This window comes from Geodermatophilus sp. URMC 60, from assembly GCF_053502585.1.
On the sequence record NZ_CP199958.1, the window covers coordinates 1,048,226 to 1,072,222 of the forward strand.

The following is a 23,997-nucleotide window of genomic DNA, read 5'->3' on the forward strand; positions in this document are numbered from 1 at the left end:
TCGCTCCGGTCGGAGCGGTCGCGGGTTGCTGGGGTGGTGCTCGAGGGTGGAACGCTGACCAGTTCGGCCGCCGGCTTGTTGCCGGCTCCTAGTACGGCATGCCTCCTGGTGGGGTGTGCGGGGAACGGGGTCGGTGGCGGGTGCGGGGTCGTAGGCACGCTGTTGGGTCCTGAGGGAGCGGACCCCCGGAGGCCGGCGCGGTGCGCCGGGTGGGGGTGTGTTGTCTCGGTCGGGGCCGCCCGGGTCCTCGTACCACTCGCCGTCGCTCCTGCGTTGTTCGCGGGGGTGGGGTGGGGTTCGGCGGGGCGCAGCACCGGGTGGTGGCCGGTTGGTCGTTGAGAACTGCACAGTGGACGCGAGCATCTTCTTTGATTGCAGGCCCGCGTGACATCCGCAGGTCTTCTGCCGTGGTCGTTTCGTTCTTCCCGCGTGGAGGAGTGGAGCGGCCGGTGGGGGTCGGGGTGTGCGTGGGGTGTGTTGTAGTGGTGTGGCCAAGTTGTTAAGGGCACACGGTGGATGCCTGGGCACCAGGAGCCGATGAAGGACGTAGGAGGCTGCGATAAGCCTCGGGGAGCTGCCAACCGAGCGTTGATCCGAGGATGTCCGAATGGGGGAACCCCGCACCAGTCATGTGGTGTGACCCGCGCCTGAACACATAGGGCGTGTGGAGGGAACGTGGGGAAGTGAAACATCTCAGTACCCACAGGAAGAGAAAACAACCGTGATTCCGTGAGTAGTGGCGAGCGAAAGCGGATGAGGCTAAACCGTTTCCATGTGATACCCGGCAGGGGTTGTGGAAGCGGGGTCGTGGGACCGTTCGCGCCAGTCTGCCGGCTGGCGAGGGAGTGAGAAAGTGCTGTCGTTAGTGGAAGGCCTCTGGAAGGGGTCGCCGTAGAGGGTGAGAGCCCCGTACACGAAAACGCTGCACCTCCCGAACGTGTTTCCCAAGTAGCACCGAGCCCGTGAAATTCGGTGTGAATCCGGCGGGACCACCCGCTAAGCCTGAATACTCCCTGGTGACCGATAGCGGACGAGTACCGTGAGGGAAAGGTGAAAAGTACCCCGGGAGGGGAGTGAAATAGTACCTGAAACCGTGTGCCTACAAGCCGTGAGAGCCGTGCAAGCGCACCTTCGGGGTGCGGCGGTGATTGCGTGCCTTTTGAAGAATGAGCCTGCGAGTTAGTGGTACGTGGCGAGGTTAACCCGTGAGGGGTAGCCGTAGCGAAAGCGAGTCCGAACAGGGCGTGTGAGTCGCGTGCTCTAGACCCGAAGCCGAGTGATCTACCCATGGCCAGGTTGAAGCGCGGGTAAGACCGCGTGGAGGACCGAACCCACCAGGGTTGAAAACCTGGGGGATGAGCTGTGGGTAGGGGTGAAAGGCCAATCAAACTCGGTGATAGCTGGTTCTCCCCGAAATGCATTTAGGTGCAGCGTCGCGTGTTTCTTGCCGGAGGTAGAGCACTGGATGGCCGATGGGCCCCACAAGGTTACTGACGTCAACCAAACTCCGAATGCCGGTAAGTGAGAGCGCGGCAGTGAGACTGCGGGCGATAAGGTTCGTAGTCGAGAGGGAAACAGCCCAGATCATCGGCTAAGGCCCCTAAGCGTGTGCTAAGTGGAAAAGGATGTGGGATCGCAGAGACAACCAGGAGGTTGGCTTAGAAGCAGCCATCCTTGAAAGAGTGCGTAATAGCTCACTGGTCAAGTGGTTCCGCGCCGACAATGTAGCGGGGCTCAAGCACACCGCCGAAGCCGTGGCACTCCGCCGTTCGCCCGTCGGCACCCTCGGGTGCCGGCCAGGTGGCGGGGTGGGTAGGGGAGCGTCGTGTGGCGGGTGAAGCGGCGGAGGAATCCAGCCGTGGACGCCACGCGAGTGAGAATGCAGGCATGAGTAGCGAGAGGGGAGTGAGAACCTCCCCCGCCGGAAGACCAAGGGTTCCTGGGCCAGGCTAATCCGCCCAGGGTGAGTCGGGACCTAAGGCGAGGCCGACAGGCGTAGTCGATGGACAACGGGTTGATATTCCCGTACCCGCGAAGGAACGCCCATGCCGAACCCAGCGATGCTAACCCACCGAAGCCGGTGGGCCCACTTGTGGGCCCGGCGGTGGAGCTGGGGGCCCGGACTGGTAGTAGGCAAGCGATGGGGTGACGCAGGAAGGTAGTCCTACCGGTGAGTGGTAGTACCGGTGCAAGGGTGTGGCCCGTGGAGCAGGTAAATCCGTTCCACACGTGGGTGAGGCCTGACGCATAGCCGATTGCGGTGAATGGGATGATCCTATGCTGCCGAGAAAAGCCTCTAGCGAGTTCCGAGCGGCCCGTACCCCAAACCAACTCAGGTGGTCAGGTAGAGAATACCGAGGCGATCGAGCGAACTGTGGTTAAGGAACTCGGCAAAATGCCCCCGTAACTTCGGGAGAAGGGGGGCCGTTGACCGTCAAGCACCTAGCGTGCGGCAGCGGTGGGCGGCCGCAGAGACCAGTGAGAAGCGACTGTTTACTAAAAACACAGGTCCGTGCGAAGTCGTAAGACGATGTATACGGACTGACGCCTGCCCGGTGCTGGAACGTTAAGGGGACGGGTTAGTGCACGTTCGTGTGCGAAGCTCAGAACTCAAGCGCCAGTAAACGGCGGTGGTAACTATAACCATCCTAAGGTAGCGAAATTCCTTGTCGGGTAAGTTCCGACCTGCACGAATGGCGTAACGACTTCTCAGCTGTCTCAACCACAGGCTCGGCGAAATTGCACTACGAGTAAAGATGCTCGTTACGCGCGGCAGGACGGAAAGACCCCGGGACCTTCACTACAGCTTGATATTGGTGTTCGGTTCGGCTTGTGTAGGATAGGTGGGAGACTGTGAAGTCCGCACGCCAGTGTGGATGGAGTCGCCGTTGAAATACCACTCTGGTCGAATTGGATGTCTAACCTCGGTCCGTGATCCGGATCAGGAACAGTGTCAGGTGGGTAGTTTAACTGGGGCGGTTGCCTCCCAAAATGTAACGGAGGCGCCCAAAGGTTCCCTCAGCCTGGTTGGCAATCAGGTGTCGAGTGCAAGTGCACAAGGGAGCTTGACTGTGAGACCGACGGGTCGAGCAGGAGCGAAAGCTGGGACTAGTGACCCGGCACCGGCATGTGGAAGCGGTGTCGCTCAACGGATAAAAGGTACCCCGGGGATAACAGGCTGATCTTCCCCAAGAGTCCATATCGACGGGATGGTTTGGCACCTCGATGTCGGCTCGTCGCATCCTGGGGCTGGAGTAGGTCCCAAGGGTTGGGCTGTTCGCCCATTAAAGCGGTACGCGAGCTGGGTTTAGAACGTCGTGAGACAGTTCGGTCCCTATCCGCCGTGCGCGTAAGAGACTTGCGAAGAGCTGTCCCTAGTACGAGAGGACCGGGACGGACGAACCTCTGGTGTGCCAGTTGTACCGCCAGGTGCACTGCTGGTTGGCTACGTTCGGCAGGGATAACCGCTGAAAGCATCTAAGCGGGAAGCTCGCTTCAAGATGAGGTCTCTCACCGGATCAACCGGGTAAGGCCCCCGCCCAGACCAGCGGGTTGATAGGCCGGAAGTGGAAGCACCGCAAGGTGTGGAGCTGACCGGTACTAACAGGCCGAGGGCTTGACCACACGACTACACCACCCCCCACCGCTGTTCGGGGGCCGGTCGTGCCCAGAAGCAGATGTCACGCGTCCACTGTGCGGTTCTGAACGCACCAACCCCACCCCGCATCCGCGGGGCGCCCCGGGGTCGGGAAGTTCGCAGTGTTACGGCGGCCATGGCGAGAGGGAAACGCCCGGTTCCATTCCGAACCCGGAAGCTAAGCCTCTCAGCGCCGATGGTACTGCCCTGGAGACGGGGTGGGAGAGTAGGACGCCGCCGGACAACCGTCCCGAACGGGGGTCGGAGCCACGTGCTCCGACCCCCGCTCCGTCATGTCCGGACCAGGTCGGGCCTCGATCGGTGCCGCCACGGAGTCGGGCCCAGGTCCCGTGGTGACAGGACCTGGGCCTGACCGGTGGTGTGGTGCCGGGGAACTGCTTCCGTCAGGGGACCACGCGACGGATCCCCGGGAACGACGCCAGCGCGACGACCAGGGCGAGCGCCGCCGGGAGTCCGATGGTGAGGGTGGCGATCGACTGGTCTCCGAACCAGGTCGCCAGGTCGCCCCAGGCCTCCAGCCAGGTCAGCAGGATGGCGAGCCCGCCGAAGAGCACCATCGATCCCACGATCAGCCCCCAGGTGCCGGCCTGGCCGTACCGCTTGTGGACGACCCCCATCCCGACGCCGGTGAAGGCGAAGGCCAGCATGGGCGCCCCCGAGGTGAGCACCTGCAGGAGGAAGGCGTCCACCTCGAAGGGACCGGGTGCCCAGTAGTTCAGGCCGCCACCCCAGCCGCCGGTCGCGTTCTCGATCGCGACCAGCACCGCGATGGCGAGGCCGTAGAACAGGGACTGGACGACCGCGACCAGCGCCGTGCCGAGGTAGAAGGTGCGCCGGCTGATGCTGATGCCCATCGCGAAGGGCAGGAGCTGGGTCACCGCCTGCACGTAGACGACGAGGACGGTGACGTACAGGGCCAGCACGCCGCCGGTGATGCCGCCGCCCGGCTGCTCGCCGGCGGGCGTGAGGTGCCAGATGGCGAGATTGATGGCGAAGCTGATGGCGACCACCAGCCACGGGACCCCGAGGACCGCCAGGGGGTTGATCAGGTGCAGGCGCGTGGCCTGGAGAACGCGGGTCATGAGGAGACCTCCTCGAGGTCGGCGGAGGATGCGAGGTGCAGGGGTCGGCGCTCGGCGGGGGCCTGCAGGCTCATGGCGACGACCAGCTGCTGCAGGTTGGTCGGCTCGACGGTCAGTCCGGAGGCGGTGGCCGACCGGCGGGCGGCGACGTCGACGACGCGGACGACGGCACGGCTGTGCCCGCCGAGCGACTCCGAGTGCAGCAGCTCGTGCTGTCGCGCGAATGCCTGCACCTTGTCGCCGGGGCCGCTCACGGTCACGGCGCTGCTGCGCAGCGACTCGGCGTCGGCGTCGAGCAGCACGCGTCCCCGGTCGATGAGCAGCACCCGCTCGAGCAGGGGGGCGATCTCCTCGATCAGGTGCGTGGAGAGGACGACGGTCCGCGGGTTCTCGGCGTAGTCGGCGATCAGCCGGTCGTAGAACAGCTGCCGGGCGACGGCGTCCAGCCCGAGGTAGGGCTCGTCGAACAGGGTGAGCGGAGCCCGCGAGGCCAGGCCGATGGCGATGCCGACCGCGGAGGTCATGCCGCGGGACAGCTTCTTGATCGACCGCTTGGCCGGCAGGTCGAAGTCCGCCACGAGCTGGGCCGCCAGGTCGGCGTCCCACCGGGGGAACACCAGCGATGCGGCCGTCAGCGCGTCGACGATCCGGAACTGGTCCGGGTAGCGCTGCCCCTCCTTGACGAAGCAGATGTCGCGGAGGACGGCGTCGTTCTCGTACGGCGAGGCGCCGAAGACCCGGACGCTGCCGCGGGACGGCACCCGGTGTCCGGTGACCAGCTGCATCAGGGTCGTCTTGCCCGCGCCGTTGCGGCCCAGCAGGCCGGTGATGCTGTCCCTCTCGAAGCCGGTGGTGATGCCGTCGAGCGCGGTGTGCTCCCGGAAGCGCATCGTGGCGTCGTGCAGGGTGGCCACGGGGTCGGTGGCGTGCGGGGTCATCGCTGGCCCTCCCATTCGTCGATCATGGCGGCGAGATCGCGGGCGGAGATGCCGAGCTTCTGCGCCTCGGTCATCAAGGGGCGGACGTACTGATCGGCGAACTCGCTCCGCCGGCGCTTGAGCAGCTGCTCGCGGGCGCCCGTGGCGACGAACATCCCGACTCCTCGTCTCTTGTAGAGGACCCCGTCGGCCACCAGCTCGTTCAGTCCCTTGGCGGCTGTGGCGGGGTTGATCCGGTGGAAGGCGGCCAGCTCGTTGGACGAGGGCGCCTGGGCTTCCTCGGCGAGGGAACCGTCGACGATCGCGTTCTCGATCTCCGCGGCGACCTGCCGGAAGATCGGGCCGGCGTCCTCGTTCACCCCGGCGTCCGTTCGACACCAGGGCCTCGCCGGTCCCTGGGTTCATTACTCATGTAACGAACCGTAGAACCTGTCCGGCATCCCGCGCAAGCACCTTCCCCGGAGGAGGGAAGCGGCGGTGCAACACGACCGTCACACGGCGCGGCTAGCGTCCGGGCTCCGTCCAGCACCGGAGGTCGACCGCGTTGCACCTGTCGCCGCACGAGCAGGAGCGCCTGCTGCTCTCCTACGCCGCCGAGCTCGCCCGCCGCCGGCATGCGCGGGGGCTGAGGCTGAACCTCCCGGAGGCGACGGCGATCGTCACCGACCACGTGCTCGAGGGGGCCCGGGACGGCGTCCTCGTCGCCGAACTCATGCAGTCGGGCCGCACGGTCCTCAGCCGGGACGACGTGATGGACGGCGTCCCCGAGCTGCTCGAGGAGGTGCAGGTGGAGGCGACCTTCCCGGACGGGACCAAGCTCGTGACCGTCCACCACCCGATCCCGTGATCCCCGGGGAGGTCCTCGCGACCGAGGGGACGATCGAGACGCTGGCGGGCGCGGCCCGCGTCGAGCTCGAGGTGACCAACGCCGGGGACCGTCCGGTGCAGGTGGGCTCGCACTTCCACTTCGCCCAGACCAACCGGGCCCTGCAGTTCGACCGGGCGGCGGCCCACGGTCACCGGCTCGACATCGCTGCCGGCACCGCCGTCAGGTTCGAGCCCGGCATCACCCGCACGGTCAGCCTCGTCCCGCTGGCCGGCGCCCGTGTCGTGCCGGGCCTCACCGCAGAAGGGGGCCCGTCCTAGTGGTCCAGCTCAGCCGCGAGCGCTACGCCCAGCTCTACGGGCCCACCACCGGCGACCGGGTGCGGCTGGCCGACACCGATCTGCTCATCGAGGTGGAGGAGGACCGCTGTGGTGGCCCCGGCCGCGCCGGTGAGGAGGCGGTCTTCGGCGGTGGCAAGGTGATCCGCGAGTCGATGGGCCAGGGCCGGGCCACCCGGGCCGAGGGCGCGCCGGACCTGGTCATCACCGGCGCGGTCGTGCTCGACCACTGGGGCGTCGTCAAGGCCGACGTCGGCATCCGGGACGGCCGGATCATGGCGCTGGGCAAGGCCGGCAACCCCGACACAATGGACGGCGTCCACCCCGACCTCGTCATCGGTCCGGGCACCGAGGTGCTCGCCGGGAACGGGAGGATCCTCACCGCGGGCGGCGTCGACTGCCACGTCCACTTCATCTGCCCCCAGATCGTCCCGACGGCGCTCGGCTCCGGCGTGACGACGCTGATCGGCGGCGGCACCGGCCCGGCGGAGGGCTCCAAGGCCACGACGATCACCCCGGGCGACTGGTACCTGGCCCGGATGCTCGAGGCGATGGACCCGTGGCCGGTCAACGTCGCGCTCCTCGGCAAGGGCAACACGGTCTCGCAGGAGTCGATGGAGGAGCAGCTGCGCGGGGGCGCCAGCGGCTTCAAGCTGCACGAGGACTGGGGGTCCACGCCCGCGGCGATCGACGCCTGCCTCACCGTGGCCGGGCGCAACGGCGTCCCCGTGGCGCTGCACTCGGACACGCTCAACGAGGCCGGCTTCGTCGAGGACACGCTAACAGCGATCGCCGGCCGGAGCATCCACGCGTACCACACCGAGGGGGCCGGTGGCGGGCACGCGCCGGACATCATCACCGTCGCCGGCCACCCGAACGTGCTGCCCAGCAGCACGAACCCGACCCGGCCGCACACCGTCAACACGCTCGACGAGCACCTCGACATGCTCGTGGTCTGCCACCACCTGGACAGCTCCGTGCCCGAGGACCTCGCCTTCGCCGAGAGCCGGATCCGGCCGACGACGATCGCCGCCGAGGACCTGCTGCACGACATCGGGGCGATCTCGATGATCGGCTCGGACGCCCAGGCGATGGGCCGGGTCGGCGAGGTGGTGCTGCGCACCTGGCAGACCGCGCACGTCCTGAAGCGCAAGCGCGGGTCGCTGCCGGGGGACGGCGCGGCGGACAACCTGCGGGCGCGGCGGTACGTCGCCAAGTACACGATCTGCCCGGCCGTGGCCCACGGGATCGACGGCGAGGTGGGCTCGGTCGAGCCCGGCAAGCTCGCCGACCTGGTGCTGTGGGACCCGAGGTTCTTCGGCGTCCGGCCGCACGCCGTCCTCAAGGGCGGGGTGATCGCCTGGGCGCAGATGGGTGACGCCAACGCCTCCATCCCCACCCCGCAGCCGCAGCTGCCGCGGCCGATGTTCGGCGCCTACGGCCGGGTGCCGGCCCGGACGTCGCTGCACTTCGTCGCTCCCGCGGCGGTCCAGGCGGGCCTGGCCGACCGGCTCGCCGTGGACCGGCAGCTGGTCGCCGTCACCGACACCACGCGGCTGACCAAGGCCGACATGCCGGAGAACACCGCGCTGCCGGAGATCCGCGTCGACCCCGACACGTTCACCGTGCGCGTGGACGGCGAGGTGTGGGAGCCCGAGCCGGTCCGCGAGCTGCCGATGGCCCAGCGCTACTTCCTCTTCTGATGACGGCAGCACTCCTGACGCTGGCCGACTCCCGCCTGCCGGCCGGCGGGCACACGCACTCCGGCGGTGTGGAGCAGGCCATCGCCGCCGGGGTCGTGCGCGACCCGAGGACGCTGACGGCGTTCCTGCAGCGCCGCCTGCACACCGCCGGCGCGGTCGCCGCCGGACTCGCCGCCGCTGGGTGCAGGGACGCCGGCGACCCCGGACAACTGTTCCGGCTGGACGAGGAGGCGGACGCGCGGACGCCGTCCCCGGCGCTGCGGGCGGCCTCGCGGGCGCAGGGGCGCGGGCTGGTGCGGGTCGGACGGCGCGCCTGGCCCTCCCCTGCTTGGGACCACCTGCCCGAGCGGCCGCACCACCCCCTCACCCTGGGCGTCGCCGCGCACGCCGGCGGGCTGACACCCCGGGACGCCGCCGCGGCCGCCGCGTACCTGTCGGTCAGCGGTCCCGCGACCGCGGCCCAGCGGCTGCTGGCCATGGACCCCCTGGCCGTCGCCGCCCTCACCGCCCGCCTCGCCGCCGCGATCGACGAGGTCGCCGCCGTGGACGGTGCCCCCGCGGCGGCGGATCCCCTGCTCGACCTCCTCGCCGAGGTCCACGCCGCACGGAAGGACCGGTTCTTCGCATCATGAGCCTCACCAGGAGTCCACATGCCGCCTGACCACAACCTCGACGACTACGTGGACGCGCCGGCGCCGCACCGCCACGGCGGTCCGCTGCGCGTGGGCCTCGGCGGGCCGGTCGGCTCCGGCAAGACCGCGCTGGCCGCGGCGCTGTGCCGCACGCTGGGCGCCGAGTACGACCTCGCCGTCGTCACCAACGACATCTACACGACCGAGGACGCCGACTTCCTGCGCCGCAACGCCGTCCTCCCCGACGACCGGATCGAGGCGGTGCAGACCGGCTGCTGCCCGCACACCGCGATCCGCGACGACATCACCGCCAACCTCGACGCCGTCGAGCTGCTCGAGGCCCGGCACCCGGGGCTGGAGCTCGTGCTGGTCGAGTCCGGCGGGGACAACCTCACGGCGTCGTTCAGCTACGGCCTGGTCGACGTGCAGGTGTTCGTCGTCGACGTGGCCGGCGGGGACAAGGTGCCGCGCAAGGGCGGGCCCGGGGTCACGGCCGCCGACCTGCTGGTGGTCAACAAGACCGACCTCGCCCCGCTGGTCGGCGCCGACCTCGGCGTCATGCGGCGGGACGCCGACGCGGTGCGCGGCGGCCGGCCGACGCTGCTCGTGTCGCTGCGCGAGGACCCGAGCGCCGCACCGGTGGCCGAGTGGGTACGCGAGCAGCTCCGGGCCCGCGTGGCCGCGGGCGCCGACACGACGCGGGCGTGAGCATCGCAGCGAGGAGCGAGCGAGGAGCGGAGCGGCCGCGGAGTGGAGCCGGCGGGTGAGGACGGTCGTCGAGGTCGTCGCCTGCTCAGGACCCGGTGGTCGCACCGTCCTCCCGGTGGTGCGCGCGGGCGGCCAGTACGCCGTCCGCCGGACCGGCCCCGAGACGGTGCACCTCGTGGCCACCGCCTTCGGCCCCCTGGGCGGGGACGACGTGACGGTCCGGCTGGTCGTCGAGGAGGGCGCCCGGCTGTGCGTCCGCTCGGTCGCGGCCGCGGTCGCGCTGCCCTCCCGCGGCGCTGCCCGGCCGTCGGTGCAGCGCATCGAGGCGACCGTGGCCGGGGAGCTGGACCTGGGGCCGGAGCCGACCGTCGTCGCCGCGCGCGCCCGGCACGTCGCCGAGCTCGAGGCCGAGCTGGGGCCGGTCGGCGCGCTCACCGCCGCGGAGCAGGTGCTGCTCGGGCGGCGCGGTGAGGAGCCCGGCCGCTGGACCGGCACCACGCGGGTCGTCCGCGGGGGCCGGCCGCTGCTGCACACCACGGTCGACCTCGGACCGGGTGCACCCGCCTGGATGCCGCCGGTGGCCCCGCGGGCGTACGCATCCACCGTGCACGTGAGCAGCGACGAGCGGCCGGTCGCGACGGGGGAGGACGCCGTCCGGCTGCCGCTGCCCGGCGGGTGGACGGCGACCGCGTGGGGGGCCGAGCTGCACCGGGTCACCGGCGCGCTGGCCGCGCTGACCGCGCCCGACCCGACCGTCTGATCGACGCACCGAGGACCGGCCAAGGGCGGCGGGAACGGCAGCCGCACCCCGTCTAGACGTCGTCGTCGAGCTCCTGCGAAGGGCGGGGGGCGCGGCTCTCCTACTGCTGTTCGCCGTCCTCGCGGGCGGCCTGGTCGAGCACCTGCGGGTCGTCCTGGACGCCACCCGCGGGGTCGGCGTTGCCGAGGGCCGTCTCGGCGGGGAGCTGCTCGATGTGCTGGCGAGCGCGCTCGCGCAGGTCGTCGGTGGGTTCGGACACGGGTCCTCCTCGGAGCGACTGGACGGACACCGGCTCCCCTACCCGCCCCGTGCCACAGTGACCCCCGCGCAACCCTGCGACCACCGCGAGGAGCCCGATGAGCGACCCCACCCGCCTGCCCGACCTGGCCAGCCGAGCGTTGGGCGGAGCGGTGATCGCGGCGAACGACGAGTCCTTCGCCGCGAAGGAGAACCTCGTGCTGCCGCACCCGGCCCAGGCGCTGCCCGGCTTCGGCCACCGTGGCAAGGAGTACGACGGCTGGGAGACCCGGCGACGGCGCTCCCCGGGGTCGGACTGGGCGGTCGTCCGGCTGGGCGTGCCGGGCATCGTCGCGGCGGTCGTCGTCGACACCGCGCACTTCACCGGCAACTTCCCGCCGCAGGCATCGGTCCAGGCGGCCGCCGTCGAGGGCAATCCCACCGTCGCCGAGCTGGAGCGTGCCGACTGGCAACCGCTGCTGACGCTGTCGGACCTCGCCGGGGACACCGCCAACACCTTCCCGGTCGACTCGACCCGGCGGGTCACCCACGTGCGGCTCACCATCGTTCCCGACGGTGGCGTGGCGCGGCTGCGGGTGCACGGCACCGCCGTCCCCGACCCGCGCCTGCTGGACGCCGGCCCGGTCGACCTGGCCGCGCTGGACAACGGTGCCCTGGTGACCGGGGTCAGCGACGAGTTCTACGGCCGTCCGGTGCAGCTGGTGTCACCGGGGCTCGCCCGGTCGATGGGCGAGGGCTGGGAGACCCGTCGGCGGCGCGGGGAGGGCAACGACTGGGTGGAGCTGTCGCTGGCCTGCGAGGGCGTGGTGACCCTGGCCGAGCTGGACACCTCCTACTTCCTGGGCAACGCGCCCGGATCGGCGTCCCTCACCGGCAGCGGCCCGGACGGCGAGGTCGTCGTCCTGCCGCGGACCCGGCTGCAGCCCGACACCCGGCACCGCTTCGTCCTCGCGGGTGGACCGGCGGTGGAGCGGGTGCGGCTGGACGTCTTCCCGGACGGCGGCATGGCCCGGTTGCGGCTGTGGGGCCGCCCGACCGTGGCCGGGCGCGAGGCGCTGGGACGGCGCTGGTTTGACGCGCTGCCCGACGTCCGGGCGCTGGAGGTGCTGCAGGAGGCCGGGGTGGCGCCGGTCGAGGCGGGCCGGCTGGTCGGCGCCCGCCCGCTGGGGGCGGACCTGCCCCCGGCGGTGGCCCGGCTGGTCCTCGGTCCGGAGCGGTGACCGAACCGGTCCGGCACGCCCCCGGACGTCGCTAGGGTCTGCCCGTGCCGCGCCGCCTCACGCTGCTCGCCGCCGCGCCCGTCCTCGGGTTCGGCCTCGCCGCCTGCAGTTCGTCGATCGAGCAGGACGAGCTGGAGCAACAGGTGTCGACCACCATCGAGTCCCAGTTCGGCGTCGCCGCCGACGTCACCTGCCCCGGCGGCCTCGACGCCGAGGTGGACGCCAGCACGGGCTGCACCGCCACGGATCCGGACACCGGCGAGAAGATCTCGCTGCAGATCACCGTCACCTCGGTGGAGGGCGACACGGCGAACTTCGACATCGTGCCGCTCGACTGACCCGTCGTCACGCCGTCGTGACCTGGGGTGGGCAGGATGCGGCCCGTGGAGACCGCCGCTGACCTGCTGGTGCACGACGCCGAGCTGCTGGCCACCGTGGACGGCGCCCGCCGCGAGATCGCCGGCGGCTGGGTGGCCGTCACCGGCGGGGTGGTGACCGGCGTCGGCGGCCCGGCCGACCCGCCCCCGGCCGCCGCCCGGCGGGTCGACGCCCGCGGCTGCCTGGTCACCCCGGGGCTGGTGAACACCCACCACCACCTGTACCAGAACTTGACGCGCGCCTTCGCGCCCGCGCTGACCGGCGGGCTGTTCGAGTGGCTGGTCACCCTCTACCCGCTGTGGGCGCGGCTGGACGAGGAGGCCGCCCGGGTCAGCGCGTACGTGGGCCTGACCGAGCTGGCGCTGTCGGGCTGCACCACCTCCACCGACCACCTCTACGTGCACCCGCGCGGCGGCGGCGACCTCGTCTCCGCCGAGGTCGCCGCCGCCCGCGAGCTCGGCGTCCGGTTCCACCCCACGCGGGGCTCGATGTCGCTGTCGGTCGAGGACGGCGGCCTACCCCCGGTCACCGTCGTCCAGGACGACGACGAGATCCTCGCCGACTCGCAGCGCCTGGTGGCGGCCCACCACGATCCGTCCCCGCACGCGATGACCCGCATCGCGCTCGCGCCGTGCTCGCCGTTCAGCGTCTCGCCCGCGCTCATGCGCCGGACCGCCGAGCTGGCCGAGCGCCTCGACGTCCGGCTGCACACGCACCTGTGCGAGACGCAGGACGAGGACGCCTTCTGCCTGGCCACCTTCGGCCGGCGCCCGGTCGACCACCTCGCCGACGTCGGCTGGCTGTCCGACCGGACGTGGCTGGCGCACGTGGTGTGGCCCTCGGCCGAGGAGGTGCTGCGGTTGGGCGCGGCGCGGGTCGGCGCCGCGCACTGCCCGTCGTCCAACATGATCCTGGGCAGCGGGCTGGCCCCGGTCGCCGAGCTGCGGGCCGCCGGGGCGCCGGTGGGGCTGGGGGTGGACGGGTCGGCGTCGGCGGACTCCGCGTCGCTGTGGCTCGAGACCCGGACGGCGATGCTGCAGGGCAAGCTGCGGCACGGCGCGGGCGCGATGTCGGCCCGGGACGCACTGGAGATGGCCACCCGCGGCGGCGCGGCCTGCCTGGGGCGCACCGGTGAGATCGGCGAGCTGGCGGTCGGCGCCTGCGGGGACCTGGTGGTGTGGCCGCTGGAGGGCCCGGCGTTCGCCGGCGCGCTGTCGGACCCGGTCGAGGCGTGGCTGCGCTGCGGCCCGGTCACCGCGCGGCACACCGTGGTCGCCGGGCGGCTCGTCGTCGAGGACGGCGTCCCGGTGCACCCCGGCCTCGGCGAGCAGCTCGCCCTCCACCGCCGGGTGTCCGCCGCGATGCAGGCGGCGCTGTAGGCGGCGGTTCCCGCGGGATGGCAGCTAGAGGGCGGCGGCGAGGGCCTCGAGGTCGTCGACCGTGGCGTCCAGGTGCGGCGAGACGCGCAGCACCGGCCCGGTCATCTCGTCCGGTGCCCGCTGCGGACCGATCGCGGTGGTGACGATGCCGTGCTCGGTGAGCAGCCGGGCCCGCGTGGTGACGACGTCGACGCCCTCCGGTGGGCGCAGCGTCGTCGTGGCGGTCGGCTCGTCGCGCGGCTCGACCACCCGCCAGCCGGCCGCCCCGTCGAGCACGTCGCGGCCGGCCCGGCCCAGCGCGGCCAGCCGCTCGTGCACCCGGACCGGCCCCGAGGCCAGGTGCTCGCCCACGGCCAGCACCAGCCCGACCCGGCCGGCGACGTGCGCCTCCCCGGACTCGAAGGCGCGCAGCAGCGGGACGTCGTCCGGCGGGGTCAGCAGCGGGGTGAGCTCGGCGGCGAGCGCCGGCCGCACGCACAGCACGCCGACTCCCCGCGGCCCGGCCATCCACTTGCGCGAGGTCGAGTAGACGACGTCGGCGCCCAGGTCGGTGTCGACGTGCCCCAGCGACTGCGCGGCGTCGAGCACCAGCGGCACCCCGGCCCCGCGGCACAGCGCGGCGACCTCCGCGGCCGGCTGGAGGACGCCGCGGTGGCTGGGGACGTGCGTCAGGTGCACCACGCGCGGCGGGGCGCCGGCCAGCAACCGGGCGACGCCGTCGAGGTCGGCGCGCCCGAGGTCGTCGACCGGCAGGTGCTCGACCGTCAGGCCGGCGGCGCGCAGCTGCGCCGCGTTGGGGGCGTACTCGCCCGGCAGGCACGCCACCCGCGCACCGGCCGGCAGCCGCCACCCGGCGAGCAGCGCGGCCAGCGCGGCCTGCGCGGACTCGACGAAGACGACGTCCGCGGCGGCCATCCCGACGAGCCCGCCGACGACCGACCGGCCCTGCTGCAGCAGGTCCTCGGCGGTCGCCTCGGCGACGTACCCGCCGAGCTCGGCCTCGTGCCGCGCGTGGTGGGCGACGGCCTCGAGCACCCGGTGGCTCTGCCGGCTGCACGCGGCGCTGTCCAGGTGCCGGCCCGCCGGACGGGGGCGGGCCGAGCGCCACGTGGCGCCGAGGTCCTCGTGGACGAGATCGGTGTCGAGCACGGTCACGCGCCCACGCTAGAAGAAGGACCCCGTGCCCCCACGGCCCCGTCCCGAGGCTCGGGCCCCCTGCAGGGTCCCGCTGCGAGCTGGCGAGCAGTGGGGGCAGGGGGTCCTTCCCCGAGGGGTGAGGAGGACGGGGTCCCCCTGCTGCAGGAGGGCCGTCAGGCCAGCAGGCCGCGGGCCACCGAGACCCCGGAGTGGGTCGGGTCGCCGTCCAGCGGCTCGACCGAGACGTCGACGACGGGGAACTCGGTGAGGTCGACGCCCGGGGGCACCTCGAGAGTGACCTCGTCGCCGCTCTGGACCACCCCCAGGGAGTACATGTCCTCGACCGACTCGTCGATGAGCCACACCTCGTAGAAGCCGTCCTGCAGGTCCGCGGCGGTGAGGTCGAGCCGGAGCACGCGGGTGCCGTCGTCGCGCTCGAGCGCCTGCGCCCGGCCGGTGGCGCCGCTGTCGTCGAGCGGGTCCAGCGCGGCCGCGGCCACGGCGACCCCGTCGTCGTCCCCCGTGCCGAGGGCGACCGCGCCCGCGCCGATCCCCACGCCGACGACCAGGGACGCCGCGGCCGCCAGCAGCAGCCGGGAGCGGCGGGTCCGCAGCGGCACGACGGGCGCCGGAGCGGGCTCGGGTGCCGGTGACGGCGGGGGGACGGCGGCCGGGACGGCGGTCGCGGGGGCGGGCCGGACGACGGCACCCGCCGCGGGCCGCGGCGCGGTGGTGACCCCCGTGGCCGCGGCGATCCCCGCCCACACGCCCGGCGGCGGAGGGATCGCGGCACCCGGCGCGGCCAGCTCGGGGACGGCGAGCGCGGCGACCCCGCGGCGCAGCGAGGCCACCTCCGTCCGGCAGTGCGCGCAGGAGTCGAGGTGGGTGGCGTCGTCGGCGGGCAGCGGCTCGTGCAGCGCCGCCAGCGCCAGCTGCTCAGGCGTGCAGTGCCGCACCGTCCACCTCCAACCGTGACCTCAGGCGTTCGAGGGTGCGCCGGATGTGGGACTTCACCGTGCCGAGGGGCAGGCCGGTGCGGTCGGCGATCTGGGTGTGCGTGAGGTCCTCGAAGAAGGCGAGCTCGATGATGCCCCGCTGCGGCTGGCCCAGCCGGTCCAGCTCGCCGAGCAGCAGCACCCGGTCGGCGACGGCGGTGTCCACCTGGAAGCCGGTCGTCGCCGGCGCCGAGCGGGCCTCGGTGGCGGCGGCCTCGGCGGCACGGCGCTGCCGGTCGCGCCGGGCCCAGGCGTCGGCGATCTTGTGCCGGCAGATGCCGACCAACCAGGCCGGCAGCGGGCCCTGCTCGGGGCGGTAGCCGGCGCGGCCGGTCCAGGCGGAGACGAAGACCTGCTGGGTGACGTCCTCGGCGTCCGGACCGGGACCGAAGGCGCGCACCGCCATGCCGTGGACCTGCCCGGCGAAGCGCTCGTAGGCCCAGGCCAGCGCCTGCTCGTCGCCGGCGGCGAACCGGCGGCCGACCTCGGTGTCGTCGGGCTCGGGATCGGCGTCCCGCAGCGGTACGACGTCCGGGGGCACCCGCCCGACCCTAGCCGTTCCGCGCTCCAGCAGTCCGGTCACGACAGCGACTCCGCGGCGGCCGGCGCCGGCCCGGGGGTGCGGATGCTGGCCACGGGGGTCCTTCCGGGGACGGGTGCGTCTGACACCCCTCCTTCCGGGCGGTCGCCGCGCCCGGATGCACGTGCCCGCCGGCGTCCTCAGGCGGGCACGGAGAGGGAGACGCCGAAATCGCCGTCGGGGTCGGTCCACCACCGCGTCATCCGCAGACCCGCCGCGCCCAGCTCGGCCTCGACCCGCTCGCGGCGGAACTTCGCCGACACCTCGGTGCGCATCTCCTCGCCGGCGGCGAACCGGACGTCGAGGTCCAGCGCGGGGACCTGCACCACCTGGTCGGCGCGCGAGCGCAGCCGCATCTCGATCCACTCGTGCTCGGCGTCCCACACGGCGACGTGCTCGAAGGCCGCCGGGTCGAAGTCGGCCCCGAGCTCCCGGTCGAGCACGCGCAGCACGTTCCTGTTGAACTCCGCGGTGACCCCGGCGGCGTCGTCGTAGGCGCGCACCAGCCTCGCGGGGTCCTTGACCAGGTCGGTGCCGAGCAGGAAGGAGTCCCCGGGCTGCAGCGTGCCGGCCAGCTCGGCGAGGAACGCCGCCCGCGCCTCCGGCTCCAGGTTGCCGATCGTGGAGCCGAGGAAGGCCACCAGCCGGCGTCCCGACCGCGGCAGCTCGCCCAGGTGCCGGGTGAAGTCGCCGACGACCGCCGCCACCTCCACCCCCGGGTACTCGGCGGTGATCGCCGCCCCGGCCGCCTGCAGCACCGACGGGTCGACGTCGCAGGGCACGAACCGGCGCAGCGTGCCCGCGTCGCGCAGCGCGTCCAGCAGCAACCGGGTCTTCTCCGACGTCCCGCTGCCCAGCTCGACCAGCACGTCGGCGCCGGAGGCAGCCGCGATCTCGTCCGCGCGCACGGTGAGCACGGCCCGCTCGGCGCGGGTCGGGTAGTACTCCGGCAACCGGGTTATCTCGTCGAACAGCTCGCTGCCCCGCTCGTCGTAGAACCACCGCGGCGGCAGCGACTTCGGCGTGGCGGTCAGGCCGGCACGGGCGTCGGCACGCAGCGCCTCCGCGGCGTCCTCGGGGGCGAGGTGGTTCGTGAGCGAGATCGACACGGTGCTCCAGTGCTCGTCAGGTCAGCGGGGTCGTCGTCAGGCCGTCGGGGGTGACCTCGACCAGCGACCGGTCGGGGACGTCGGTCCACCGCGGGTCGTCGTCCCACGGCTCGCTGGCCAGCGCGGTGCCGTCGGGGGTGACCAGCGCCGACAGCGTGTCGCCCCAGGTGGTCGCCAGCAGGCGGGTCCCGTCGGCGGCCAGCAGGTTCAGCCGGGCGGCGGGGTCCGCGGCGCCCACCTCGCGGACCGTGGCGGCCAGGGCGTCCGGCCCGCGGTCGAACACCAGCGCGGCCAGCAGCGCGCTGTCGACGGTCGACTCGGCGTCGCGGACGGGGGGCAGCACCGCGCGGTCCACCCGGCCGTTGTGCGAGAGCAGCCAGCGCCCGTCGGTGAACGGCGCCACCGCGCTCTCCTCCAGCGGCATGCCGACGGTCGCGGAGCGCACGGCGGCCACCACGCACCCGGAGGACAGCACCGGCGCGACCGAGGCGAAGGACGGGTCGGCCCACAGCGGCCGCGCCGAGCGCCAGCGCGCCGGCCGGGTCCGCCCCGGGACGTGGAAGCCGACGCCCCAGCCGTCGGCGTTGACCGTGCCGTACCGCTGGCGACGCGGCGCGTACGACTGCACCAGCAGCGAGGACGGCGGCTCGAGCACCAGCTCGGCCAGCGTCCGCGGCCGGCCGAGCCAGGCGAGGTGGCGGCACACGGGTCAGGCGGCCGTCGTGTCGACGGGCCAGGCCAGGCGGAAGCCGCTGAAGACCTGCCGGCGGATCGGGTGGTCCCAGTTGCGGAAGCTGGGCCGCAGGATCGACGGCCCCACCGCCCAGGACCCGCCGCGCAGCACCTTGTAGTCGCCGCCGAAGAACGGCGCGGAGTAGTCGGCGTAGAGCATCGGCCGGAACCCGGGCCACGGGGTGAGGTCCGAGGAGGTCCACTCCCAGACGTCGCCCATCAGCTGCTCGGCCCCGCAGGCCGAGGCGCCGGCCGGGTAGGCGCCCACGGGTGCCGGGCGCAGCGCGTCGCCGCCGAGGTTGGCCAGCGCGGACGACGGCTCGGCCGAACCCCACGGGAACCGACGCCGCCGCCGGGTCGCCGGGTCCCAGACGGCGGCCTTCTCCCACTCGACCTCGGTGGGCAGCCGGGCGCCGGGCGGGGCAGCGCCGGTCGCCCCGGCCCAGGCCGCGTAGGCCTCGGCCTCGAAGTACGTCACGTGCTGGACCGGCTCGTCGGCGGGGAGGGGTTCCACGACGCCGAAGCGGGTGCGGGTGCCGTCGGCGCCCCAGAACTGCGGCCGCTCCAGCTGGGCCTCGACCCGGTGCGCCCAACCGCGCCCGGACCACCAGCGCCGGTCGTCGTAGCCGCCGTCGGCGACGAAGGCGGCGTACTCGGCGTTGGTCACCGGCACCCGGCCGATGCGGAACGACGGGACGTCGACGACGTGCGCCGGCCGCTCGTTGTCCAGCGAGAACGGCTCGTCGGCGGCGTCCACGCCCAGGACGAACTCCCCGCCCGGCACGGGCACCGACGTGCCGGCCACCCCCGGCCGGCCGGGCGGCAGCGGCGTCCCGGCGCCGAGCAGCGGTGGGCCCGAGCGCAGGTTGAGCGCCTGCAGCATCGTCTCGTCGTGCTGCTGCTCGTGGCTGACGACCATCGCGAAGTCGAACGGGTCGCCGTCGTCGTCCCGGCCGAGCCGCCCCAGCCGGTCGAGCACCCGGCCGCGCACCTCGCCGCAGAACGACCGCGCCTCGACCGGCGGCAGCAGCGGCAGCCGCGAGCGGACCGCGCGCGGGTGGGTGAACGCGTCGTAGAGCGCCTCGACGTCGGCCGGCAGCAGGCCCTCGCGACGGGCGTCGCCGCGGCGCAGCAGCCAGAGGTCCTCCTGCTGGCCGATGTGCGCGAGGTCCCAGACCAGCGGGCTGAGCAGCGGGGTGTGCTGGCGCAGCAGCTCGGGCTCGTCGTGGTCGGTCAGCCGCAGCGTGCGCTGCCGGGCTGCGTCCAGGTCGCGGGCGAGGGTCTCGGTCAGGCCGGTCACTGGGGATCCTCCGTGGCTGAGAGGAGGGCGGCGACGGGGCCACCGGCCCGGGCGGTGTCGAGCAGGGCGTCGCCGGGGCAACGGCCCCGGTCGACGAGGTCGGCGAGCGCCTCGACCTCGGGCCGCAGCGCCGCGGGGACGGCGACGCAGGCGGCGGCGAGGCAGGCGCGAGCGGCGGCGTGCAGCGCGGGGTCGGCCAGACCCGCGCGGGCGGCGCGGTCCCAGGCGGCAGCGACCGGCACGGTGGCTGCCGCGGCGTGCCCGGCCGCGACCGGGTCGTCGAGCAGCACGGTGGTGACCGCCGCCAGCGCCGGCCACCACGGCTCGGGCGCGGCGTCGAGGTAGCGGATCTCCAGGTACCCCCGTGGCCGCACCGGCGGGAAGAGCGTGGTCAGGTGGTAGTCGAGGTCGGCCGTCGTGGGCGCCCGGCCGCCCAGCCGCACGTCACCGGTGACCCAGTCGGTGAACCGGACCCGGTCCCGCACCGGCACCGCGCCGTCGCCGGCGGGGTCGCGCACCAGCATCACGGGGGCGGTCAGCGCGTACTCGGCCCACTCGCCGCACGGGTCCGCGCCGCCCAGCAGGGGCCCGCAGCGCGCCTGGTCGAGGTCCCCCCACACCCGCTGCCGCTGCGACACCCAGCCGGTCGGGCGGCCGCCGGCGAGCGGTGAGCAGCCCGCGACGGCGACGAGGGTCGGCCCCAGCTGGTGGGCCAGCGACACCCGCTCGCTCCAGCCGGCGCACGGCCCGGCGTCCAGGTTGACCTGCAGCGCGGCGGTGCCGCTCATCATCGCCGTCCCCGCCTCGGCGCAGCCGACGGCGGCGAAGTGCTGCTCCATCGCGGCGTAGCGGGGCGCCGGGCACACCCGGGCCGGGGGCCGCAGCGGGTCGGCCCCGACCGGGGCCACCGCCAGCCGCTCGGTGGCCAGGGCCGCGGCGAGCACGTCGCGGTCGGCCCGCAGCGCCGTCACCGCGGGGGCGACGCCCGGGTACGGCGGGGTGGACAGCTCCACCTGGCCGCCGGGCTCGAGGGTGACCCGGCTGCCACCGGGCAGCGCGGGCAACGCGTCGACGAGGTGGCGGATCCGCTGCCAGGGGACCCGCGACGTGGGCGCGTCGAGGTCGACCAGGTGTGCCTCGAGCTCCAGGCCGACCGAGCCGACCGGGCCCGGGCGCAGCGCCGTCCCGGCGACGTGCGCGGCGGCAGCCTCCAGGTCGAGAGCAGCCGTGCGCTCCTCGGTGACCGGGGCCACGAGCCCCACCCCCCTCCAGGTCCGGACCGGTCGACGACGACCGCGGGTCGGTGCGGGGGCGGCCCGCCTGCGGCCGTCCTCGGGCCCATCCTGCACACGGCCACCGACAAAAGGCACGACCCTGCGGCACCCGACCGGTGTTCGCGTCAGGATCGTCGGGTGGATGCCGACCGGGACCGAGATCCTGCGGGCCGGGCCCGCAACGCCCGGCCACGCGACGCGCTGGGACGCCCGCTCCCGCGCGGTGCCGTGGGGGACGAGCGAGCGCCGGAGGGCGTGCTGCGCACCCCGGACCGTGCGCTCGCCGAGGCCCAGGAGCTGCTGGACGCGGGGCGGCCCTTCCACGCCCACGAGGTGCTCGAGGACGCGTGGAAGTCCGCGCCGGACCCGGAGCGGCAGCTGTGGCGTGGACTGGCCCAGCTCGCCGTCGGGTTGACCCACGTGGCCAGGGGCAACGACCGGGGCGCCGCGCGGCTGCTGGAGCGCGGGGCGGGCAACGTCGCCGCCTACGCCGACGCCCCGCCACACGGCATCGACGTCGCCGGCCTGGTCGCCTGGGGTCAGGAGCTGGCCGCTTCGCCGCCGTCGTCCCGCGACGCCGCCGCGCTCGCGCCCCGCCTCCGGTCCGGTCGAGGACCCGCCTGGACGGACGACCGACCCGGAGGCGTGCGGGAGCCGCCGCGGCCGGGTAGGGATCCGGGGTGAGGAACGGACGACGGGCGGATGCCCTGCGGGCGGCAGCGGTCCTGCTCGCGGCGATCGCCCAGATCGCCGGCAGCCCGCTCGGCGCGGCGCTCGCCGGGCGCAGCGTGGGTGAGGTCAGCGACGCGACCCGCTCACTGATCACCCCGGGCGGATACGCCTTCTCGATCTGGGGGCCCATCTTCGCCGGGGCGCTGGCCTGGGCGGTCCACCAGGCCCTCCCCGGGCAGCGGGACCGCGCGGTGCACCGGTCGACCGGCTGGCCACTGGCGGCGGCCTTCGCCGGGAACGCCGTCTGGGAGGTGCTGTTCCCGCTGGTGGGTGACCGCGTCCCGGTCCTCCCCGCGGTGCTGCTCTTCGCGATCGTCGCCGCCGCCGCGACCGCCTGGGCGCGACTGCAGGCCATGTCGCTCACCGGGTTGCCGCGGCTGCTCCCGGCGGCGGTCACCGGGCTCCTCCTGGGCTGGGTGACGCTGGCCTCGGCGGTGCAGATCGCCAGCGCCGGCGTCGCGCTCGGGGCGCCGGCCCAGGGGGCGGCGGCGCAGGTGTGGGCGGTCGCCGCGCTCGCGGCGGTGGCGGTCCTCGGGACGGCGCTCGTGCGCGGCGCCCGGGTGGCGGCCGGGCCGTTCGCCCTGGCCGTGGTCTGGGGCCTGGTCGCGGTCGCCGTCGACGGCGGGCCGGGCGTGGTGGCGGTCGCTGCCGTGGGCGCCGCCGCGGTCGTGACCGCGGCTCTGGTGGCCCGGGTGGCCGGACTGCGGGAGCGCGGCGCGCTGCTGGTCGGCTGATGGAGGACCCCGCTGCCGCTCGCAGGCTGGCGCCGGGACCCTGCCGGGGAGGCCGGCACCTCGACCCGGGACGGCGGCCCGGGCATCGTGGTACCCAACACCTACCTGCGGACGACGGCCGTGCGGGCCGGGTGAGGGAGGGGCCGTGAGGAGCTACGAGGCGGCGGCGCGCATCGACGCGAGCCCGGAACAGGTCTGGGGACTGCTGGTCGACGTCGGCGGCTGGCGGGACTGGGACTCCGGTGTCGACCGGGTGGAGGGCCGGGTGGCGCTGGGCGAGAAGCTGACGCTCTACGCCACGATGATCCGCACCCGCCCCTTCACGGTGACGGTCACCGAGATCCGCCCGCGCGAGGCCATGCGCTGGCGCGGCGGGCTGCCGCTGGGGCTGGCGGTCATCGAGCGCACCTACTCCCTCGACGCGCAGGAGGACGGCGGCACCCTGCTCACCGTCCGCGAGGACCACACCGGCCCGCTCGCCGTGCTGCTCGCCCGTTCCACTCCGGACCTCAACCCCTCGTTCCGGCACTTCTGCGAGGGCCTCAAGGCCCGCGCCGAGGGGCGCACCTCCCGCCCGGTCCGCTGACCCGTCAGCTCGTCAGGACGACGAGGCCCCAGCACGCCACGGTGAGGACGGCGAGGGACGCGCCCATGCCCAGGGCGACCACGGCTGGGCTGGTGGTGATCAGTCGACCGGTGCGGGGATCGCGCGCACCGGGACGCTGCCGCGCAGCACGGCCACCAGCACCGGGATCCACAGCACCAGCCCCGCGGTGAGCACCACCCAGGCCGGCAGCCCGAGCGCCGGCTCGCCGTCGACCAGGCCGATCATCCCCACGACGATGAGGAAGCCGCACAGCGCGCCCGGCAGGGTCGGTGACACGAGGGCCGCCACGAACCAGCGGCTGCGCGTACGGCGGAAGCCGGCCGCGTAGTCCCGCGCCGGGCCGAAGGCCTCGCGGGGGTCCTCGCCGGTGTCGGCGACGTGGCTCTCCTCGGCGACGATCTCGCCGATCCGCTCGGGCGGCACGTTCCCCGCCCGCAACGCCTGCACCAGCTCGCGGCGGTAGGTGTCGGTGCTGGTGGTCATCGAGGACTCCCCACGGACGGGAGCAGGCCGGCGGCCCGCTCGGTGAACGTGTGCCAGGCAGCGGTGCGCTCGGCCAGGTGTGCCCCGCCGCGCGGCGTGACGGTGAAGAACTTGCGGCCCGGACCGCCCGCGCCCTCGCGCCAGGACGACGTGACCAGCCCGTCCTGCTCGAGCCGGTCGAGAACCGGGTAGAGGGTGCCGCCCTTGACCGCCCCCAGGCCGGCCGCCTGCAGACGCCGGGCGATCGCGTAGCCGTAGGTCTCCTCCTCGGCGACGACCGCCAGCACCGTCAGCGGCAACGTCGCGCGCATCCACTCGGCGGGCCAGGGTTCGAGCGACACGGCTGGACGGTATTGCCGACTAGTCAGTGAGACAACCTAGCCGAGCCCGTGTGACCACTGTGACCGCAACCACCCCTCGTCGGCGTTCCGGTG

The 23,997-nt window shown here is 73.5% G+C and carries 25 protein-coding genes and 2 rRNA genes; 14 read left to right on the forward strand and 13 right to left on the reverse strand.

All coding sequences use genetic code 11. The features are described 5' to 3' along the window. The first annotated feature begins 489 nt into the window (after nucleotides 1-489). Nucleotides 490-3,624: ribosomal RNA gene (locus ACWIX3_RS05055) — 23S ribosomal RNA — on the forward strand. A gap of 139 nt (nucleotides 3,625-3,763) precedes the next feature. Next, a 5S ribosomal RNA gene (gene rrf, locus ACWIX3_RS05060) occupies nucleotides 3,764-3,880 on the forward strand. Between the two features lie 161 nt (nucleotides 3,881-4,041). Here the strand turns inward: rrf and ACWIX3_RS05065 are convergent. The 3 genes from ACWIX3_RS05065 to ACWIX3_RS05075 are packed head-to-tail and all read right to left on the reverse strand — an operon-like array spanning nucleotide 4,042 to nucleotide 6,037. Further along, entirely contained in the window at nucleotides 4,042-4,740 is a 699-nt protein-coding gene (locus ACWIX3_RS05065) for a hypothetical protein (RefSeq protein ID WP_448610986.1), read from the reverse strand. Then, complete coding sequence (locus tag ACWIX3_RS05070; protein ID WP_448610987.1) at nucleotides 4,737-5,678, reverse strand: ATP-binding cassette domain-containing protein; 942 nt, start codon at nucleotides 5,676-5,678, stop codon at nucleotides 4,737-4,739. The genes ACWIX3_RS05065 and ACWIX3_RS05070 overlap by 4 nt, the downstream gene beginning before the upstream one ends. Next, entirely contained in the window at nucleotides 5,675-6,037 is a 363-nt protein-coding gene (locus tag ACWIX3_RS05075) for a GntR family transcriptional regulator (protein WP_448610988.1), read from the reverse strand. Before ACWIX3_RS05075 ends, ACWIX3_RS05070 begins: the two co-directional genes overlap by 4 nt. Before the next feature lie 185 nt (nucleotides 6,038-6,222). On the opposite strand from ACWIX3_RS05075, the gene ACWIX3_RS05080 reads away from it, so the two are divergent. From ACWIX3_RS05080 to ACWIX3_RS05105, 6 genes are read left to right on the forward strand one after another with little or no spacing between them, the layout of a single operon-like run. After that, a complete protein-coding gene (locus ACWIX3_RS05080) occupies nucleotides 6,223-6,525 on the forward strand; it encodes an urease subunit gamma (RefSeq protein WP_448610989.1) in 303 nt (100 codons plus the stop codon). After that, nucleotides 6,522-6,824: an urease subunit beta gene (locus ACWIX3_RS05085; protein ID WP_448610990.1), complete on the forward strand. Its 303-nt coding sequence runs from the start codon at nucleotides 6,522-6,524 to the stop codon at nucleotides 6,822-6,824. Before ACWIX3_RS05080 ends, ACWIX3_RS05085 begins: the two co-directional genes overlap by 4 nt. Then, nucleotides 6,824-8,545 (forward strand): urease subunit alpha, encoded by a 1,722-nt coding sequence (locus tag ACWIX3_RS05090; protein WP_448610991.1) that lies wholly within the window; start codon nucleotides 6,824-6,826, stop codon nucleotides 8,543-8,545. Before ACWIX3_RS05085 ends, ACWIX3_RS05090 begins: the two co-directional genes overlap by 1 nt. Further along, nucleotides 8,545-9,177 (forward strand): urease accessory protein UreF, encoded by a 633-nt coding sequence (locus tag ACWIX3_RS05095; RefSeq protein WP_448610992.1) that lies wholly within the window; start codon nucleotides 8,545-8,547, stop codon nucleotides 9,175-9,177. The genes ACWIX3_RS05090 and ACWIX3_RS05095 overlap by 1 nt, the downstream gene beginning before the upstream one ends. Nucleotides 9,178-9,195: 18 nt before the next feature. After that, nucleotides 9,196-9,885, forward strand: a complete 690-nt coding sequence (ureG, locus tag ACWIX3_RS05100; protein ID WP_448610993.1) for an urease accessory protein UreG — start codon at nucleotides 9,196-9,198, stop codon at nucleotides 9,883-9,885. A gap of 55 nt (nucleotides 9,886-9,940) precedes the next feature. Next, the gene (locus ACWIX3_RS05105) at nucleotides 9,941-10,645 is read left to right on the forward strand and encodes an urease accessory protein UreD (protein ID WP_448610994.1); all 705 of its coding nucleotides are present in this window, start codon (nucleotides 9,941-9,943) and stop codon (nucleotides 10,643-10,645) included. Between the two features lie 100 nt (nucleotides 10,646-10,745). Here ACWIX3_RS05105 and ACWIX3_RS05110 read toward each other — a convergent pair whose 3' ends face one another. Then, nucleotides 10,746-10,904 carry a hypothetical protein gene (locus ACWIX3_RS05110; RefSeq protein WP_448610995.1) on the reverse strand — a complete coding sequence of 53 codons (159 nt, stop codon included), beginning with the start codon at nucleotides 10,902-10,904 and terminating at the stop codon, nucleotides 10,746-10,748. A 97-nt stretch (nucleotides 10,905-11,001) separates the two neighbouring features. On the opposite strand from ACWIX3_RS05110, the gene alc reads away from it, so the two are divergent. Genes alc through ACWIX3_RS05125 form a run of 3 tightly spaced genes read left to right on the forward strand, consistent with a single transcriptional unit; the run spans nucleotide 11,002 to nucleotide 13,880 of the window. Next, on the forward strand, nucleotides 11,002-12,123 hold the full coding sequence (gene alc, locus ACWIX3_RS05115) for an allantoicase (RefSeq protein WP_448610996.1): 1,122 nt from the start codon (nucleotides 11,002-11,004) through the stop codon (nucleotides 12,121-12,123). A 44-nt stretch (nucleotides 12,124-12,167) separates the two neighbouring features. Beyond that, a complete protein-coding gene (locus ACWIX3_RS05120; RefSeq protein WP_448610997.1) occupies nucleotides 12,168-12,461 on the forward strand; it encodes a DUF4333 domain-containing protein in 294 nt (97 codons plus the stop codon). 36 nt (nucleotides 12,462-12,497) lie between these two features. Beyond that, a complete protein-coding gene (locus tag ACWIX3_RS05125; protein WP_448610998.1) occupies nucleotides 12,498-13,880 on the forward strand; it encodes an 8-oxoguanine deaminase in 1,383 nt (460 codons plus the stop codon). Between the two features lie 24 nt (nucleotides 13,881-13,904). On the opposite strand, the gene egtE is transcribed toward ACWIX3_RS05125, so the two are convergent. The 7 genes from egtE to egtA all read right to left on the reverse strand — a co-directional run bounded on the left by egtE (nucleotide 13,905) and on the right by egtA (nucleotide 20,986). Next, nucleotides 13,905-15,035: an ergothioneine biosynthesis PLP-dependent enzyme EgtE gene (gene egtE / locus ACWIX3_RS05130; RefSeq protein ID WP_448610999.1), complete on the reverse strand. Its 1,131-nt coding sequence runs from the start codon at nucleotides 15,033-15,035 to the stop codon at nucleotides 13,905-13,907. Nucleotides 15,036-15,190: 155 nt separating this feature from the next. Further along, nucleotides 15,191-15,973 carry an anti-sigma factor gene (locus tag ACWIX3_RS05135; RefSeq protein ID WP_448611000.1) on the reverse strand — a complete coding sequence of 261 codons (783 nt, stop codon included), beginning with the start codon at nucleotides 15,971-15,973 and terminating at the stop codon, nucleotides 15,191-15,193. After that, complete coding sequence (locus tag ACWIX3_RS05140) at nucleotides 15,954-16,553, reverse strand: RNA polymerase sigma factor (RefSeq protein ID WP_448611001.1); 600 nt, start codon at nucleotides 16,551-16,553, stop codon at nucleotides 15,954-15,956. Before ACWIX3_RS05140 ends, ACWIX3_RS05135 begins: the two co-directional genes overlap by 20 nt. A 179-nt stretch (nucleotides 16,554-16,732) precedes the next feature. Beyond that, nucleotides 16,733-17,701, reverse strand: coding sequence for an L-histidine N(alpha)-methyltransferase (egtD, locus tag ACWIX3_RS05145; RefSeq protein ID WP_448611002.1), 969 nt, complete (start codon nucleotides 17,699-17,701; stop codon nucleotides 16,733-16,735). Nucleotides 17,702-17,717: 16 nt separating this feature from the next. Further along, on the reverse strand, nucleotides 17,718-18,407 hold the full coding sequence (egtC, locus tag ACWIX3_RS05150) for an ergothioneine biosynthesis protein EgtC (RefSeq protein WP_448611003.1): 690 nt from the start codon (nucleotides 18,405-18,407) through the stop codon (nucleotides 17,718-17,720). 3 nt (nucleotides 18,408-18,410) lie between these two features. Next, nucleotides 18,411-19,733, reverse strand: coding sequence for an ergothioneine biosynthesis protein EgtB (egtB, locus tag ACWIX3_RS05155; protein ID WP_448611004.1), 1,323 nt, complete (start codon nucleotides 19,731-19,733; stop codon nucleotides 18,411-18,413). Continuing rightward, the gene (gene egtA, locus ACWIX3_RS05160) at nucleotides 19,730-20,986 is read right to left on the reverse strand and encodes an ergothioneine biosynthesis glutamate--cysteine ligase EgtA (protein ID WP_448611005.1); all 1,257 of its coding nucleotides are present in this window, start codon (nucleotides 20,984-20,986) and stop codon (nucleotides 19,730-19,732) included. The genes egtB and egtA overlap by 4 nt, the downstream gene beginning before the upstream one ends. Before the next feature lie 276 nt (nucleotides 20,987-21,262). On the opposite strand from egtA, the gene ACWIX3_RS05165 reads away from it, so the two are divergent. The 3 genes from ACWIX3_RS05165 to ACWIX3_RS05175 all read left to right on the forward strand — a co-directional run bounded on the left by ACWIX3_RS05165 (nucleotide 21,263) and on the right by ACWIX3_RS05175 (nucleotide 23,059). Then, nucleotides 21,263-21,691: a DUF309 domain-containing protein gene (locus ACWIX3_RS05165; protein WP_448611006.1), complete on the forward strand. Its 429-nt coding sequence runs from the start codon at nucleotides 21,263-21,265 to the stop codon at nucleotides 21,689-21,691. After that, on the forward strand, nucleotides 21,688-22,473 hold the full coding sequence (locus tag ACWIX3_RS05170; protein ID WP_448611007.1) for a hypothetical protein: 786 nt from the start codon (nucleotides 21,688-21,690) through the stop codon (nucleotides 22,471-22,473). Before ACWIX3_RS05165 ends, ACWIX3_RS05170 begins: the two co-directional genes overlap by 4 nt. 145 nt (nucleotides 22,474-22,618) lie before the next feature. Further along, nucleotides 22,619-23,059 carry an SRPBCC domain-containing protein gene (locus ACWIX3_RS05175; protein WP_448611008.1) on the forward strand — a complete coding sequence of 147 codons (441 nt, stop codon included), beginning with the start codon at nucleotides 22,619-22,621 and terminating at the stop codon, nucleotides 23,057-23,059. Nucleotides 23,060-23,158: 99 nt separating this feature from the next. On the opposite strand, the gene ACWIX3_RS05180 is transcribed toward ACWIX3_RS05175, so the two are convergent. Both ACWIX3_RS05180 and ACWIX3_RS05185 read right to left on the reverse strand, forming a co-directional pair. Next, nucleotides 23,159-23,563, reverse strand: a complete 405-nt coding sequence (locus ACWIX3_RS05180; RefSeq protein WP_448611009.1) for a hypothetical protein — start codon at nucleotides 23,561-23,563, stop codon at nucleotides 23,159-23,161. Then, nucleotides 23,560-23,904 (reverse strand): PadR family transcriptional regulator, encoded by a 345-nt coding sequence (locus ACWIX3_RS05185; protein ID WP_448611010.1) that lies wholly within the window; start codon nucleotides 23,902-23,904, stop codon nucleotides 23,560-23,562. Before ACWIX3_RS05185 ends, ACWIX3_RS05180 begins: the two co-directional genes overlap by 4 nt. Nucleotides 23,905-23,997: the final 93 nt, after the last annotated feature.

What these genes read in the sequence shown, in the direction of transcription:
- alc (WP_448610996.1), top strand. Translation starts at nt 11,002, where the DNA reads ATGAGCGACCCCACCCGCCTGCCCGACCTGGCCAGCCGAGCGTTGGGC.
- ACWIX3_RS05070 (WP_448610987.1), bottom strand. Translation starts at nt 5,678, where the DNA reads ATGACCCCGCACGCCACCGACCCCGTGGCCACCCTGCACGACGCCACG.
- ACWIX3_RS05065 (WP_448610986.1), bottom strand. Translation starts at nt 4,740, where the DNA reads ATGACCCGCGTTCTCCAGGCCACGCGCCTGCACCTGATCAACCCCCTG.
- ACWIX3_RS05180 (WP_448611009.1), bottom strand. Translation starts at nt 23,563, where the DNA reads ATGACCACCAGCACCGACACCTACCGCCGCGAGCTGGTGCAGGCGTTG.
- ACWIX3_RS05095 (WP_448610992.1), top strand. Translation starts at nt 8,545, where the DNA reads ATGACGGCAGCACTCCTGACGCTGGCCGACTCCCGCCTGCCGGCCGGC.
- ureG (WP_448610993.1), top strand. Translation starts at nt 9,196, where the DNA reads ATGCCGCCTGACCACAACCTCGACGACTACGTGGACGCGCCGGCGCCG.
- ACWIX3_RS05125 (WP_448610998.1), top strand. Translation starts at nt 12,498, where the DNA reads ATGCGGCCCGTGGAGACCGCCGCTGACCTGCTGGTGCACGACGCCGAG.